Here is a 15,491-nt window from a genome sequence, read left to right on the forward strand (position 1 = left end):
CACCAGAGCCGTATGTTCCCCCTCACCCCAGCCCTCTCCCTCAAGGGAGAGGGGGCCGTCTGTGCAGGCATTATTTTGTGGGGAACCCTCAGCCCTGTGGGAGAGGGTTAGGGTGAGGGCACCAGAGCGCACGGAATCAATTAAACGGCGCCCTCCCATCCAGCACCCTATCAATTACGTCCAGAACCCCTTCGTCATTATTGTTCGGCGCTTCATAGCGGGCCACCGCTTTAATATGCGGTCTGGCATTGGCCATCGCGAAGCCAAACCCAGCCTGTCGCAGCATCTCCACGTCGTTACCGCTGTCGCCAAAGGCCACCACTTCACTGTCCTCAATGCCCCAGCGCGCTTGCAGGATCCGCAGGCCGTTAGCTTTGTGTACGCCGGGGATAATCAGGTCGATACTGCCGTGTCCCGTGGTCACCGGCACCATGATGTCGCCAAGCTTCTCATGCAGCAGCGCCTGAATGCGCGGAATTTCGTCGTCAGAGACGTTTAGCCCGAATTTGAAGAAAATATCGTTGAGGTTGTCAAAGCTGCTGACGCTTTCAAGGCGGTGATAGTATTTCGCAGCAATCGCTTTGAAGAGGTCGTTATACGTTTTCAGCGTGTAGGCGCTGTTTTTTCCGCAGGCAATTATCTCTATGCCGGGCACGTCGTTTAACAGGGTGGCGACGGTCAGAAAATGCTCTTTCGACAGTTCGCCGTTAAACACGTCTTCGCCCGCATCCACCACCCAGCCGCCGCTTTCGGCGACGAAGGCGATTTCATGGGCGATCTCCGGGAAAAATGAGATCAGCTGGTAGTACTGGTTTCCGCTGGCGACCACAAAACGGATGCCTTGCGCTTTCATGCGCGCGTACTGCGCCAGAAAACGCGCGCGGTTATAGGTTTTCGCATCGCTCAGGAAGGAGCCATCCATGTCGACTGCAATCAGTTTAACGCTCATATCCCTTCTCCATTGACGTTGTTACTGCTTCCGGTTTTGCCACCGCTCGCGCCACCAGGGCGGCAATAATGACTAACCCTAATACCACCAGCATCGCGCTGCGTAACCCGTAGTGCTCACCGAGGAATCCAAGCAGCGGCGGGCCCACCAGGAAAGCGAGATAGCCCGTGGTCGCCACGACGCTCACGCGCGTCGGCGCGTCGGGGCCGGTATCGCTGGCAGCGGAAATGGTCAGCGGGAAGCCAAGGGAGGCGCCCAGTCCCCACAGGATCACCGACACGCCGGCAATCCAGTCCACATCCACAAAGATAATCATCGCGATGCCCAGCCCGCCCAGCAGGGCGCTGGCACGGACGACAGCCACGCGGCTGTAACGGTCGATAAACCAGCCCCCGGTAAAGCGTCCGACGGTCATGCCGAGCGTAAACCCGGCGTAAATCAGCGAGCCGGAGGTGGGGCTAAATCCGTGCCCGTCCACCATCAGCAACGGTAGCCAGTCGTTGGCGGAGCCTTCAGCAAACGCCATCGCCAGCACCACCACGCCAATCAGCATTAGCTGGAAATCACGATAAAAGGGCAACCCTTTTTCCGCAGACTTCTGTTCGTCCGTGGCGTGTTGTCCTGTGCCTGCGGGAATAGCCCTGATGCCGGTGAGGATCGGGATAATACAGACCAGCGCCGCCAGCAAAATGTGCACATTGGCCGCAATGCCCAGCGCCGTCAGCGCCATCCCCACGCCCGCGCCCGCCAGCGTGCCGAGGCTGTAAAAACCATGCATCATCGGCAGCACCGTTTTGTTCATCGCCTGTTCGACGGCGGCCCCCTCGACGTTAATGGCCACTTCCGCCGCACCAAAGCTGCCGCCAAATACCATCAGCCCAAGGGCAAACATCAGCGGCGAGGCGAACCACAGCGCCACGCTCAGACCGAGCATTCCCACCACGGCGCAGCACATGGTGGTGCGAATCACCGCGCGCGTGCCAAAGCGCTTCACCAGCCAGGCCGAGCAGAGGATGCCGCTCATCGAGCCAATCGACAGGCCAAACAGTACGATCCCCATCTCCGCCGTCGAGACGGACAGCGTATCGCGGATTGCCGGGGTGCGCGTTGCCCAGGAAGCCATCAGCAGCCCGGGGATGAAGAAGAACATAAACAGCGCCCACATGCGCAGATGCAGGGCTTTGCGAGGAGAAGTTAGCGTCATTGGGATCAGCACCAGAAGTACAACAATAGCGACAACACTAGCAACTTTGTGTACATTTGTACACAAACTGGATGAGGATTTTATGAGCAGACCACCGAACGACCCTAACCGCCGCGAGAAGATACTCCAGGCGACGCTGGACACCATTGCTGAGCACGGTATTCATGCCGTCACGCACCGCAAAATTGCCACCTGCGCAGGCGTGCCGCTGGGGTCGATGACCTACTATTTCGACGGGATGGAGTCGCTTCTGGAGGAGGCCTTCACGTGGTTTACGCAGCAGATGTCTCAGCAGTACCGGGATTTCTTCGCGGGGGTGACCGGGCGGGAGAGGGCGTGCGAGGCCATTACCACGCTGATCCACAGTTCAGCCGTGACCACGCCACACAATATGGCGCTGATGTATCAGTTATACGCGTTTATGCACCGCAGCGCCGCGCTGAAAACGGTGATGCAGGACTGGATGAAGATGAGCCAGACTACGCTTGAGCAGTGGTTTGATCCGGCCACCGCCCGTGCGCTGGATGCGTTTATCGAGGGAATGACGCTGCATTTTGTAACCGACCGGTCGCCGTTAACCCGGGAGGAGATCCGGGTGATGGTGGGGCGGATTGCGGGCGAGGATACCGTCTGATAGCGCTCGCCCCGGCCACGCCTGATGTCAGGAGATTTTTTTCCCGCTGGCGTCAACGACGACTTCGCCATCTTCCTTCGTAAATGCCCCTTTTTGCGCGTCCGGAAGGATGTCGAGAACGACTTCAGAAGGGCGGCACAGACGGGTACCCAGCGGCGTCACCACAATCGGACGGTTAATCAGAATAGGGTATTGCAGCATGAAATCGATAAGCTGGTCGTCGGTGAAATGTCCCTGTGAAAGGCCCAGTTGCTCATAAGGCTCGACGTTTTTGCGCAGCAGATCGCCTATGGAAATCCCCATATCTGCAATCAGCCTGGTCAGTTCATCACGCGACGGTGGGTTCTCAAGATAGAGAATAATTTCGGGTTCCGTACCGCTGTTGCGGATCATCTCCAGCGTATTGCGCGACGTGCCGCAAGCCGGGTTGTGGTAGATAGTGATATGGCTCATATCCGTTACTCATTACAGTGTGAAGGAGAGACGTAGCGCCAGCGCGGCAAGCGTCACAAAGAGAACTGGCAGCGTCATTATGATGCCCGTCCTGAAATAGTAGCCCCAGGTAATAGTCATGTTTTTCTGTGCCAGCACATGAAGCCATAGCAGGGTAGCCAGGCTCCCGATGGGGGTAATTTTCGGCCCCAAATCGCAGCCAATCACGTTAGCGTAAATCATCGCCTCTTTAACCAACCCTGTTGCAGCACTACCCTCAATGGAGAGCGCGCCAATCAGCACCGTTGGCATATTGTTCATTATGGATGACAGGAAGGCGGTGATAAATCCGGTTCCCAGCGTGGTGACCCAGAGTCCGTATCCGGCTAAGTAATCAAGAACGCCTGAAAGAGACTCCGTCAGCCCGGCGTTGCGCAGGCCATACACCACCAGATACATCCCCAGCGAGAAGATAACAATTTGCCACGGCGCGCCGCGCAGCACTTTTCCGGTGTTAATGGCGTGCCCGCGTTTAGCAACGGCAAACAAAATCAGCGCGCCAGTTGTTGCGATAGCGCTGACCGGGATACCCAGAGGTTCAAGCACAAAGAAACCGACGAGCAGTAGCAGCAGCACGATCCAGCCCGTTCTGAACGTCGGCAGGTCGTGAATGGCCAAAGCAGGCTCGCGGAGTTTTGCCAGGTCATATTCCGGCGGTATTTCCTTGCGGAAGAACAGATGCAGCATCACCAGCGTTGCGGCAATTGCGGCGATATCAACCGGGATCATCACCGAGGCGTATTCGCTAAAGCCCAGCTTAAAGAAGTCCGCTGAGACGATGTTGACCAGGTTGGAGACAATCAGCGGCAGGCTGGCGGTATCGGCGATAAATCCCGCCGCCATCACGAACGCCAGCGTAGCCTGCTTGCTGAACCCCAGCGCCAGCAGCATGGCGATAACGATAGGCGTCAGGATCAATGCCGCACCGTCATTGGCGAACAGCGCCGCCACGGCCGCACCCAGCAGCACGATCCAGGTAAACAGCAACCGCCCGCGACCGTTTCCCCAGCGAGCAACGTGCAGCGCCGCCCACTCGAAAAAACCGGACTCATCCAGCAGCAAACTGATAACGATTACCGCGATAAACGTGGCCGTCGCATTCCAGACGATGTTCCAGACCACCGGAATATCGTTAACGTGGATCACACCGCTCGCCAGCGCCAGCGCGGCGCCAATGGTGGCACTCCAGCCGATACTGAGCCCTTTGGGCTGCCAGATAACCAGTACCAGCGTAAACAGAAAAATAGCCCCTGCCAGAAACATCTTTTACTCCGTTATATCTGTTTTTGTGAATGTGTCGTGGTCAGCAAGAGCCCGGGAGGCGGTTTTTCAGCTTCATACGTGTCTCTTCTCGCAGGCAGTTCCAGCTGTTATCGATAACGGTTGCCGCCCACGCGGGCATGTTGGGAGAGAGACGGTAGTAGATCCATTTACCCTCACGACGATCGATGACCAGCCCGGCCTCGCGCAGTAAGGCCATATGGCGCGAGACTTTCGGCTGCGGCTCGTTGGTAGCGGCGCAGAGATCGCAGATGCACAACTCGCCCGCCTCACGCAGAAGCATGACGATGGAGAGGCGCGTTTCGTCGGAGAGGGTTTTGAAGAGCTGGAGCGGGTGGAGCATTCTGTCATCCTGAATGTTTTGTTTCATATGCATTAAATCATATGTGATTGTAGTAAAGGAGAGAAGAAGGAGATAGCAGGAAGGATAAAAAAGCGACTGGAGGACTCGCTAAGGTCAAAATAGTCTTTATGGCTTGTCCGGACTACTCCTGATAGTCATGGGAAAGAAACCGCCCCAGGGGGACGGTTTCTTTATATCTGCTCACTTTCAACGCTCTTCTGTGCTCAGGCGCAGCAGCGATCGTTCCAGGTGTCACGGTAAATGATATTCCCCTCCGTGTACTTCCATGAGATTGCTTCGTAACGCAATTCGAGCGTTTCAAGATGGGTGCTGCTCATCCCGTTAGGGGTCATGAAGGGTGCCACTGTCGTGAACTTAACGTTTTCCATCACGATATTGAAATATTCGGCCTCGATCCCGGACTCCAGAATGCGGTACATCTTAATGATCCCCTTCTTCATAACTCTCCCTTCGCACACGGCGCGGTAAAGAAGCGGGGTAGTCTGATCAAATTCTTTAACTATCGTAATAGGGCGATGGACGCGCGTGCCGGTGAGTTTACCCCAGCTTGGATCAACCGGAATGGTTACACCGTGGGAGAACGATTTTAGCTCTATGGAACCAAGACGCGTGGGCATCATGCAGCTACCGATAATTGGCGAACCGTTCTCGTCTTCTAGCCATAGGTGTGCGGGTGTAGACATGTAATTTCCTTATTAGTAAGCGTAACGCATTGATGTTCCTCAATGCCATATCCAGTAAGCCAGTCCCAGTGTTACCAGGTAAAACAGGAGGATGAATCCCTGGCTAACCTCAGGGAAGTAAAAGTCAAGGACATAGCCAAAAATGAACGTGAGGATGATCGGGACATAGGTGCAGAAGAAAAACTGAGCCTGAGATTTGAACCAGCGTCTTAAAAAGCCCATCAGTGTCTACCCATTAGCTTCAGGATCGTGTCAGCAGCATCATAAGGGCTTTGACTGTCAGTCCATTGCTGGGTTAGCACGCCCGCGCGCATAAAAGCAGGCTCCACCAGGAAATACATCATCTCCAGTTCTTGCAGGTATAACGCTTGATAGTAGGCGGGATGCATCACTTGCAGGCGATGAGCGCTGTCAGCAGCTTTTTGCACAACCCCGTATATCCCCAGCCCTCCAATAGCCGCGCCCGTTAATCCTGAAACGACCTTTAACCCTGAAGGTGGAAGGGTCACATAGAGGCAAACAGTCGATGCGACGCCTGCAGAGAATGAATACGAGGTTAGCGTGCTGGTGGATATATAAACGTTAGCGCGCATTAGAGCATGCTGTATCGCTGATAATTCTGCCGGGGAATAATCCTTAACCAGCTCCTCTACGTACGTGTTGATTAGGTCAAAGACGATGTTCCAGCGAGAAATGAGATGGAATATGCCCTTTCGGAATCGAGCGTCCTCCAGGTTTTGTCGGGTGCATACATCGTAATATTCATCAGTAAAGCAGGAGGTGTAGTACAGCAGGCGTTGGGCACCGGCACCTATATTATTCAGGTGGCTCTTTACCTCTTCACCTACATCACGTACCGCCCGGTCCAGCTTCATTGCCAGTATCTTTTGGCTCTGAAGCTGGCGGATGATCTCTTCAGAATGGTACATGCTTACTGACCTCGCACTTCAGCTCAATTGAGCGATTTTTTGCTGCATCCACTAAGACCGGCATTGCTATTACTGAACTTGAAAACTGCATTCCTGTCCCCTCCATAGTGTTTCTATCCGCTCCAGCGTATATCTGTAACTAATATGGAAGTTCAAAGCAGATCATGTTCATGAAAAGCAGGGTATTTTTAGGATAATGACTTGATGTTTTTTAACCAATATGCGATTTATCGGCGAGCTTTTAGTGCGAATAGATAAGTTCAACATTGAGTGACTCGTTCCAAAATCCAACAGAAATATCATCACATACAGACTTTGCCACGCGCAACTAGTAGCGCTCTGGCGTATTCCAGCCTTTCAGGCAGTTAGCGCCACCCTTAAAGCAGATCGAGCCCCCAGCAGGGCGCTGGCGCGTCACAGCATGGCCAAAAAAATCTTTCGCAGACCAAAATCGCACTACACCGCACCCACCTGCGGTTTTTGGATCATAAAAATTTTTCAGTTTTATTTTTCTTCAAACCAGACCGCTTGGCCGCACCAGTGCTGGCGGTTAAGCAGAAATCCAAAACTGAAAAGGTTAAAAAGAATTTCAGTGTTTTTCATTTTTGAATATATAACAAATTTCTTGCTTCTTTGGTAACTTATTGATAATTAAGGGTGATGGTGGATTTAAGTGTGTTTGAAGCAAGAGCCGTATTTATTTGCCTCTTAGATGGATATGTTTGTATGTCAGTCAGGACAAGCCCAGACAGCATATTGAGAAGATTTATGCACTGAAAAAAGTGACAATTAGGAACTTTTAAAAAATCACTGTTACCCTAAAAAGGAATGTCTAAATCTGGAATGTTTTCACGAACCTTTATAGAAAATAATCGCTCACTTCTGAAAGGTTTGAGGTGTAGCTCGGAAAACTTTTTTTCATATCTTTCTTTGAATCTTAAAGAGTAAAGCGTCTCGGTAAACTCACTTACTTCAAAACATTTTTCAATGTCGCTCTTATAAAATGAAAAGTTGAACTCATCTAATTCTGCCTTGATTTTTACATCGGACATGGCATTAATAATGGATATAGCTGTTTCTGCGTCAAAGCTATGAAAATGATCCGTGTTGAAATTTACTTCCTCGTTCCATCTATCATCAGCATATAACCTGATTGTTTGATTAAGTTGATATACCTTCTCCTCATCACTGATGTAAGTTAACGCTTCAATCCTCCCTGATTTTTCAAGGAATTTTACATCTTCATGTTCGCTATGAAAGCTAAGGGAAGGGAATGTGATTAAGCTTCTAATAATATTAATCTTATCAATACTGAGATGGAAGTAAGCAGTTTTAAAATTTGAAAATATTACTTCGTCACGTATATTCTTTTCCTTAATCGCTTTTAATTCACTTTGGGATTTTTTCTTTTTAGAAATGAGGTGTTCATAGATTGTTAATACAATCAAATCAACTATGCTGAAAACAACAATTCCTAATGAAACACCTATTACAAGTGAAATTAATAAAATATAAGTTTCATAGTTTTGTGCTATCGGTTTTATTGCAGTCGTTAGCAATAAATGTAGAAGCGGTAATATTTTACATAAGGATAGGACTCCACCACATATCATAAATAATGTTGTGCAGGCTCTTCTAGGAGTGTACAAGGTAGAAACAAAATTGATAAATTGATCTATATAGTTCACTGGAATTCTCAATTAGTCAGATTGTGTGTTTTGCGGAATCACTGTTCATATCTTCCGGTTCTTGCTGGTCAATTACCCGAATGGCATCAGCAGCTTGAATCAACTTTAGAGCATCATCAACACTTACACCTTGTAAGTCTATGATTTTTCTATCGGCTGCGACTTCAATTCTTATTTTGGATTTTGACTGCAACAAGTTCAGTACCTTAAGAAGGTATGGCGCAAACTTCTGCCCACGTTCAACTAAAATGCTCAGATATTCACGTATGCCTGGATTGGAGGAGAAACATTGTACTCTTTTGGCGTCAATGCCGACAATACTGCATTCTTCTACAAAAGTCTGCTTCAACTCCTCAGGGATGTATACAGCAATTGAAAAATACTGGGATTGATTTTTTGATGACATGATACAGGCCTAAGGAACGGGAAGTAGAGCGCTGTCGCCACTTTGCCGCCACAGTCGCAATTGTTAGTTCCTAACTGATTGATTAGAAAGGGTTATAATAGCAGGCAACAAAAAACCCATCAACCTTGAACCAAAAATGGCGGGGTTGATGGGCTCCACAAATTGGGGACATCAAAGAAAAGCAGTGGCACTAGTTATGACTGCACCCTGCGTAAAAAGTTCTGCGCGTAACGAAAATTTTTTGCGCCACACGCAAACTTGAGATTTATCCGAGTCCTGGCCAGATAATGATGATCAGCGTACCTGCCAGCGTCAACAGCACGTTTGCGATGGCGTAGGTGCCTGCATAGCCCAGCGCCGGGATATTGCTGCGCGCGGTGTCGCTGATGATCTCCATCGCCGGTGCGCAGGTGCGCGCGCCCATCATCGCGCCGAAGAGCAGGGCGCGGTTCATGCGCAGCACGTAGGCGCCGAACAGGAAACAGATCACCACCGGTACCAGGCTGACGATAAGTCCGGAAACCAACATTTGCCAGCCGACCGCGCCCAGGCCGTTGCCAATGCCGCTCCCGGCGCTTAAGCCGACACCCGCCATAAAGACCATCAGACCGAACTCTTTCACCATGTTCAGCGCACCCTGAGGGATATAGCCGAAGGTGGGATGGTTCGCTCGCAGGAAGCCCAGCATGATCCCGGCGAACAGCAGACCGGCTGCATTACCAATGCCGAAGCTAAAGTTGCTGAACTGGAAGGTGATCATCCCGATCATCAGGCCGACAATGAAGAAGGCGCAGAAGGCTAACAGGTCCGTCACCTGGCTGTGGATCGAGATAAAGCCGATACGGTCGGCAACGGTTTTAACACGTCGGGCATCGCCGCTAACCTGCAACACATCGCCTTTATTGAGCACCACGTTATCGTCGATAGGCATTTCAATCTGGCTGCGGATCACGCGGTTGAGGAAACAACCGTGGTCGGTCAGCTTCAGCTGTGCCAGACGGCGGCCCACGGCATTGTGGTTTTTCACCACAATCTCTTCGGTGACAATACGCATGTCCAGCAGGTCGCGGTCAAACACCTCTTTCCCGTTGCGGAAGCTCGGATCGAGACGCGCGTGGGCGTCCGGGTAGCCAACAAGGGCGATGTCATCGCCCATCTGGAGCACCGCGTCACCGTCCGGGTTTGCCAGAATGCCGTTACGACGGATACGTTCGATGTAGCAGCCGGTCTGACGGTAGATCCCCAGCTCGCGCAGGTTTTTCCCGTCGGTCCAGGCAACCAGCTCCGGCCCGACGCGGTAGGCGCGGATCACCGGCAGGTAAACTTTACGTTTGGAGTCCGTGTCCAGGCCGCGCTCGCGGGCGATGGTCTGGGCGCTGGTCTGGAGATCCTGATGCTGAAGTTTTGGCAGATAGCGCGCGCCAACAATCAGGCTCACCAGACCAATCAGATAGGTCAGGGCATAGCCCAGACTCAGGTTGTCCAGCGCGGAGGAAAGCGGCGTGCCGGCCATGCCAGAATGACGAAGCGTATCCCCCGCGCCGACAAGCACCGGTGTGGAGGTCATCGAGCCTGCCAGCATACCGGCCGTTAAGCCGATGTCCCAGCCAAACAGCTTGCCCAGCCCTAACGCAATCAGCAGGGCGCTGCCGACCATCACCAGCGCCAGCATCAGGTAATTTTTGCCGTCTCGGAAGAAAATGGAAAAAAAGTTCGGACCGGCTTCCACGCCTACGCAAAAAATAAACAGCATGAAACCTAAGTTAAGCGCGTCCGTGTTAATACTGAAATGTTGTTGACCTAATAACAGGGAGACGACTAAAACGCCAATGGAATTACCAAGTTGAACTGAACCCAGGCGTAATTTACCCAGACAAAGGCCCAGCGCCAGTACCACAAATAATAACAGGATGTAATTCCCATTTAACAAGTCTGCGACGTTTATATTCACGGAGGCTAACTTCTTGTTTACCAGTAAGTTGTTGAATGAAAGGACTATTTGGGCTACTGTTTTCAGAGTCAGGGAATCACTTTGCATCTCCCTGCTTCCTGATAAATACCCTAAACACTAGCAGTCGGTTAGTTTAATCGTAATAGCTACCGACAGCCACCTATTATCGCACGACTTCTGCGCGTGCTTTGGCAAGGATTGCCGCATTGCTTTATCTGACTGGGCGTTCACCGGACGATTTTTGTATTTGATAGAGATAAGTCAGGAGGATAGTTTGAACTTTAAACGAAACTGGGCTGGCGTAATCAGCTGTTTTTTGCTGTTTACGGTCGTTTGCATGTCACTCGCTTTTAACGTGAAAGGCGCCTTCAGAGCGTCCGGTCATCCCGAGCTGGGCCTGTTGTTCTTCATCCTGCCGGGGGTAGTAGCCGGTTTTCTCTCACGTAAAGGCGAGGTGGTGATGCCGCTTATTGGGGCAATGCTTGCGGCCCCGCTCTGCCTGCTTCTGATGCGCGTGCTGTTTCTCTCGTCGAGAAGCGTCTGGCAGGAAGTGGCGTGGCTACTGAGTGGCGTTTTCTGGTGTGCGCTGGGCGCGCTCTGTTTCTTATTTACGCGCAGCCTGCTGCAACAGCGGAAGCACCGTAAATAAAAACGCCCTCAGGGTGAGGGCGTCTTCGCATTACTGAGCCGCAAACAGGCCCAGGTGTTCTTTGGCGTAGGCCTCAAAATCGGTGCAGCCGCCGATGTGTTTCTGATCGAGGAAGATCTGCGGCACGGTTTCAACCGGTTTACCCACGGTTTTTTCCAGATCGGCTTTAGTGATGCCTTCCGCGTGGATATCCACGTAACGGAAGTTGAAATCATCACGTTCTTCAGTCAGTTTCTCTGCAAGCTCTTTCGCGCGTACACAGTAAGGGCATCCTGGACGACCAAAAATTACTGCAAACATTTCTCTCTCCTCAAAAAACAAGCCTGACGGCGAATAGCGCCTATAGTGCACGATAACCTGCCGTCATGGAAAGAAGGTTTCACCTGTCACTTTGATACAGTCAGGCTATGTTTCGCCAATTACATCAGGTGGATCATTGCCTATACTGGCTGCCATACGTTTTACGCAACACAAAGAGAGACAAAATGACGCCAACCATTGACCTGCTTCGTTCCCACCGTTCCATTCGCCATTTCACCGATGAGCCGATTACCCAGGCGCAGCGGGACGCGATCATCGACAGCGCAAGAGGCACCTCCAGCTCCAGCTTTTTGCAGTGCAGCTCCATTATCCGCATCACCGATCCGGCGATGCGTGAGCAGCTGGTAACGCTGACGGGCGGACAAAAGCACGTTGCCCAGGCGGCTGAGTTCTGGGTGTTCTGCGCCGATTTTAACCGTCACCTGCAAATCTGTCCTTAGGCCGAGCTGGGGCTGGCGGAACAGCTGCTGCTGGGCGTTGTGGATACGGCACTGATGGCGCAAAACGCGTTCACGGCGGCGGAATCACTGGGGCTTGGCGGCGTCTATATTGGCGGGCTGCGTAACAACATCGAAAGCGTGACGGAACTGCTGAAGCTGCCGAAACACGTGCTGCCGCTGTTTGGTCTGTGCCTCGGCTGGCCGGCGGACAACCCGGATCTGAAGCCGCGCATTCCTGCTGCGATGCTGGTGCATGAAAATCACTACCAGCCGGTCGACCAGGACGTTCTGCATCAATACGATGAAGAGCTGGCGAACTACTATCTGACGCGCGACAGCAACAACCGCCGCGACACCTGGAGCGACCATATTCGTCGCACCATCATCAAGGAGAACCGCCCGTTCATTCTCGACTACCTGCACAAACAGGGCTGGGCAACGCGGTAGTCCATTCCTCCTGCGCCTCGTGTATGATAGGCAGGCTTTTACCATGTCTTTAGAGAGGTGCAGGGTGAAAATTGCCATATTGTCCCGGGATGGAACGCTCTATTCATGTAAACGCCTGCGAGAAGCGGCGGCGAAACGCGGACATCAGGTTGAGATCCTCGATCCGATGTCCTGCTATATGAACATCGACCCTGCGGCGTCGTCGATTCATTACAAAGGCCGCAAACTCCCGCATTTTGATGCGGTGATCCCCCGTATTGGCTCCCAGATCACCTATTACGGTACGGCCGCGCTGCGCCAGTTTGAAATGCTGGGAAGCTATCCGCTCAATGAATCCGTGGCGATTTCCCGCGCCCGCGATAAGCTGCGCTCGCTGCAACTGCTGGCGCGCCAGGGGATCGATCTGCCCGTCACCGGGATTGCCCACTCCCCGGACGACACCAGCGATTTAATCGATATGGTGGGCGGTGCGCCGCTGGTCATTAAGCTGGTGGAAGGTACGCAGGGTATTGGAGTGGTACTGGCGGAGACGCGTCAGGCGGCGGAAAGCGTGATCGATGCGTTTCGCGGTCTGAATGCCCATATTCTGGTGCAGGAGTATATTAAAGAGGCTAAAGGGTGCGACATCCGCTGCTTTGTGGTGGGCGATGAAGTGGTGGCCGCCATAGAGCGGCAGGCGAAAGAGGGCGATTTTCGCTCTAACCTGCACCGCGGCGGTATCGCACGGGTGGCCCTTATCAGCGAGCGCGAGCGTGAGATTGCGGTGAAAGCGGCGCAGACGCTGGGCCTGGACGTGGCGGGGGTCGATCTGCTGCGTGCCGACCGCGGGCCGTTGGTGATGGAAGTTAACGCCTCGCCGGGGCTGGAAGGGGTGGAAAAAACCACAGGCGTCGATATTGCAGGTAAAATGATCGCATGGATTGAACGCCATGCGACGCCGGGATTTTGCCTGAAAACGGGCGGTTAAATGGATCGGCGCGCACTTATTGCGTAATCTGGACAACGTTTTTATTTAAGAGGCTGCACTGCGATGGATTTACAGGTCGTACCTACACTGGATACGTTACGTCAATGGCTCGATGATGCCGGTATTACTTTCTTCGAATGCGACTCCTGCCAGGCGCTGCATCTGCCTCACATGCAAAATTTCGACGGCATTTTTGATGCCAAAATCGATCTGATTAACGACGTGATCCTGTTCTCGGCGCTGGCTGAAGTAAAGCCGTCCGCGCTGCTGGCGCTGGCATCCGATCTGTCAGCGATCAACGCCAGTTCTTTGACGGTGAAAGCGTTTCTCGACATACAGGATGATAATCTGCCAAAGCTGGTGGTTTGCCAGTCTTTATTCTCCGGCGCGGGGCTCTCCTTCAAGCAGTTCGCCTGGTTTATGCGCCTGAGCGAAGAGCAAATTTCCATGGTAATGATGGAAGCCAACGCACATCACCTGCTGTATAGCGCGGAAGATGACGCCGAGAATAATGATGCATCTCCCAATTTTCTCCACTAAGCCTGTCTGACTTTTGCGCAGTCGCTGCCAGAGCGGCTGCATAACACCGTTTTTTCTGCTGCTTTTAACCTTTCTTTAAAGAATTTTTCACCTCCTCTCCGGCCGTTTCGGCTTATCACGTAGACATAATCTGCATAAAAAATTGATAAAAGGCGTTTTTTCGTCTGGGCTATAGCCGGAGACACGGGCTACAGTTATTCTTGCGGTGCTTAAAAAAGCGAGCGGAACCTGCCGGGATGAGGGGGGTATTTTATTTCGGGCAGAGCGACAAACTATGCATGATTATTGCATATCTTCAGACTGCACAGTTTTGGTTCGTTTGTTAACGAACTTTCAGAAGGAATAACAATATGATCGCCTTGAATAAAAAATGGTTATCGGGTCTGGTTGCGGGTGCTCTGATGGCCGTCTCTGCCGGCACGCTCGCTGCGGAACAAAAAACGCTGCACGTCTATAACTGGTCTGACTATATTGCGCCGGATACCGTCGCCAATTTTGAAAAAGAGACCGGCATTAAGGTTGTCTACGACGTATTCGATTCCAACGAAGTGCTGGAAGGCAAACTGATGGCGGGCAGCACCGGTTTCGACCTGGTGGTGCCGTCGGCAAGCTTCCTGGAGCGTCAGCTGACCGCCGGTGTCTTCCAGCCGCTGGACAAGAGCAAATTACCGAACTGGAAAAACCTCGATCCGGACGTGCTGAAGCTGGTGGCGAAGCACGATCCGGACAACAAATACGCGATGCCTTACCTGTGGGCGACCACCGGTATTGGCTATAACGTGGATAAAGTCAAAGCGGCGCTGGGCCCGGACGTCAAGCTGGACAGCTGGGACGTGGTGCTGAAGCCGGAAAACCTCGAGAAGCTGAAAAGCTGCGGCGTCTCTTTCCTCGATGCGCCGGAAGAGATTTTCGCCACCGTGCTTAACTATCTCGGCAAGGATCCAAACAGCAGCAAGGCCGACGACTACACCGGTCCGGCGACCGACCTGCTACTGAAGCTGCGTCCAAATATTCGCTACTTCCACTCCTCTCAGTATATCAACGACCTGGCGAACGGGGATATCTGCGTGGCCATCGGCTGGGCGGGCGACGTCTGGCAGGCGGCGAACCGCGCGAAAGAGGCAAAAAACGGCGTGAATGTTTCCTACTTCATTCCGAAGGAGGGGGCGCTGGCGTTCTTCGACGTCTTCGCGATGCCGGCTGATGCGAAAAACAAAGAGGAAGCGTATCAGTTCCTCAACTACCTGATGCGTCCGGACGTGATTGCTCACATCAGCGACCACGTCTACTACGCCAATGGTAACAAGGCCTCCGAGCCGCTGGTGAGCGAAGAAATCCGCAATAATCCGGCGATCTACCCGCCAGCCGATGTGTTTGCCAAGCTCTTCACCCTGAAAGTGCAGGAACCAAAAATTGACCGTGTGCGTACCCGCGCGTGGACCAAGGTGAAAAGTGGTAAGTAACGGCGTTTGATATCGTTGCCCGGTAGCGCCGTCGCTTACCGGGCCGACAAATACCGTAGGCCGGGCAAGCGTTAGCGCCGCCC

At 52.5% G+C, this 15,491-nt stretch carries 16 protein-coding genes and 1 pseudogene; 6 read left to right on the forward strand and 11 right to left on the reverse strand.

The features are described 5' to 3' along the window. Positions 1-136: 136 nt before the first annotated feature. Positions 137-949 carry a Cof-type HAD-IIB family hydrolase gene (locus ACOTXL_RS17835; RefSeq protein ID WP_045350855.1) on the reverse strand — a complete coding sequence of 271 codons (813 nt, stop codon included), beginning with the start codon at positions 947-949 and terminating at the stop codon, positions 137-139. Continuing rightward, positions 939-2,153 (reverse strand): MFS transporter, encoded by a 1,215-nt coding sequence (locus ACOTXL_RS17840; RefSeq protein ID WP_023315708.1) that lies wholly within the window; start codon positions 2,151-2,153, stop codon positions 939-941. Before ACOTXL_RS17840 ends, ACOTXL_RS17835 begins: the two co-directional genes overlap by 11 nt. An 82-nt stretch (positions 2,154-2,235) precedes the next feature. Here ACOTXL_RS17840 and ACOTXL_RS17845 point away from each other — a divergent pair, with 82 nt between their 5' ends. Further along, positions 2,236-2,787 carry a TetR/AcrR family transcriptional regulator gene (locus ACOTXL_RS17845; RefSeq protein ID WP_022650683.1) on the forward strand — a complete coding sequence of 184 codons (552 nt, stop codon included), beginning with the start codon at positions 2,236-2,238 and terminating at the stop codon, positions 2,785-2,787. Positions 2,788-2,814: 27 nt separating this feature from the next. On the opposite strand, the gene arsC is transcribed toward ACOTXL_RS17845, so the two are convergent. The 8 genes from arsC to ACOTXL_RS17885 form a co-directional block, all read right to left on the reverse strand. Continuing rightward, on the reverse strand, positions 2,815-3,240 hold the full coding sequence (gene arsC, locus ACOTXL_RS17850; protein WP_022650684.1) for a glutaredoxin-dependent arsenate reductase: 426 nt from the start codon (positions 3,238-3,240) through the stop codon (positions 2,815-2,817). Between the two features lie 12 nt (positions 3,241-3,252). Next, positions 3,253-4,542: an arsenic transporter gene (locus ACOTXL_RS17855; RefSeq protein ID WP_022650685.1), complete on the reverse strand. Its 1,290-nt coding sequence runs from the start codon at positions 4,540-4,542 to the stop codon at positions 3,253-3,255. Between the two features lie 40 nt (positions 4,543-4,582). Beyond that, positions 4,583-4,903 carry a metalloregulator ArsR/SmtB family transcription factor gene (locus tag ACOTXL_RS17860; RefSeq protein ID WP_045350856.1) on the reverse strand — a complete coding sequence of 107 codons (321 nt, stop codon included), beginning with the start codon at positions 4,901-4,903 and terminating at the stop codon, positions 4,583-4,585. Positions 4,904-5,127: 224 nt separating this feature from the next. Continuing rightward, complete coding sequence (locus tag ACOTXL_RS17865; protein WP_023305768.1) at positions 5,128-5,607, reverse strand: Hcp family type VI secretion system effector; 480 nt, start codon at positions 5,605-5,607, stop codon at positions 5,128-5,130. 221 nt (positions 5,608-5,828) lie between these two features. Continuing rightward, positions 5,829-6,536 carry a hypothetical protein gene (locus tag ACOTXL_RS17870; protein ID WP_032657854.1) on the reverse strand — a complete coding sequence of 236 codons (708 nt, stop codon included), beginning with the start codon at positions 6,534-6,536 and terminating at the stop codon, positions 5,829-5,831. Between the two features lie 818 nt (positions 6,537-7,354). Then, a complete protein-coding gene (locus ACOTXL_RS17875; RefSeq protein WP_127341245.1) occupies positions 7,355-8,224 on the reverse strand; it encodes a hypothetical protein in 870 nt (289 codons plus the stop codon). 16 nt (positions 8,225-8,240) lie between these two features. After that, positions 8,241-8,630, reverse strand: a complete 390-nt coding sequence (locus tag ACOTXL_RS17880) for a hypothetical protein (RefSeq protein WP_032657859.1) — start codon at positions 8,628-8,630, stop codon at positions 8,241-8,243. 265 nt (positions 8,631-8,895) lie between these two features. Further along, a complete protein-coding gene (locus ACOTXL_RS17885; protein ID WP_032610193.1) occupies positions 8,896-10,581 on the reverse strand; it encodes an aspartate:alanine antiporter in 1,686 nt (561 codons plus the stop codon). Between the two features lie 274 nt (positions 10,582-10,855). Between ACOTXL_RS17885 and ACOTXL_RS17890 the strand changes: the two genes are divergently transcribed. After that, positions 10,856-11,230 carry an inner membrane protein YbjM gene (locus ACOTXL_RS17890; RefSeq protein WP_017384878.1) on the forward strand — a complete coding sequence of 125 codons (375 nt, stop codon included), beginning with the start codon at positions 10,856-10,858 and terminating at the stop codon, positions 11,228-11,230. A gap of 30 nt (positions 11,231-11,260) precedes the next feature. Here the strand turns inward: ACOTXL_RS17890 and ACOTXL_RS17895 are convergent, their stop codons facing one another. Continuing rightward, entirely contained in the window at positions 11,261-11,530 is a 270-nt protein-coding gene (locus tag ACOTXL_RS17895; protein ID WP_006809455.1) for a GrxA family glutaredoxin, read from the reverse strand. A 185-nt stretch (positions 11,531-11,715) separates the two neighbouring features. Here ACOTXL_RS17895 and nfsA point away from each other — a divergent pair. The 4 genes and pseudogenes from nfsA (at position 11,716) to potF (ending at position 15,408) form a co-directional block, all read left to right on the forward strand. Further along, positions 11,716-12,438 (forward strand): annotated as a pseudogene (gene nfsA / locus ACOTXL_RS17900) (nitroreductase NfsA). 64 nt (positions 12,439-12,502) lie between these two features. Continuing rightward, positions 12,503-13,405, forward strand: coding sequence for a 30S ribosomal protein S6--L-glutamate ligase (gene rimK, locus ACOTXL_RS17905; RefSeq protein ID WP_032621711.1), 903 nt, complete (start codon positions 12,503-12,505; stop codon positions 13,403-13,405). Positions 13,406-13,468: 63 nt separating this feature from the next. Continuing rightward, on the forward strand, positions 13,469-13,945 hold the full coding sequence (locus ACOTXL_RS17910) for a YbjN domain-containing protein (protein WP_003858385.1): 477 nt from the start codon (positions 13,469-13,471) through the stop codon (positions 13,943-13,945). Positions 13,946-14,295: 350 nt separating this feature from the next. Further along, the gene (potF, locus tag ACOTXL_RS17915; RefSeq protein ID WP_022650689.1) at positions 14,296-15,408 is read left to right on the forward strand and encodes a spermidine/putrescine ABC transporter substrate-binding protein PotF; all 1,113 of its coding nucleotides are present in this window, start codon (positions 14,296-14,298) and stop codon (positions 15,406-15,408) included. The last annotated feature ends 83 nt before the right edge of the window (positions 15,409-15,491 follow it).

Origin of the sequence: Enterobacter cloacae complex sp. IR5402 (genome assembly GCF_049238125.1) — a bacterium.
In the GTDB taxonomy this organism is placed as follows: domain Bacteria; phylum Pseudomonadota; class Gammaproteobacteria; order Enterobacterales; family Enterobacteriaceae; genus Enterobacter; species Enterobacter hormaechei_C.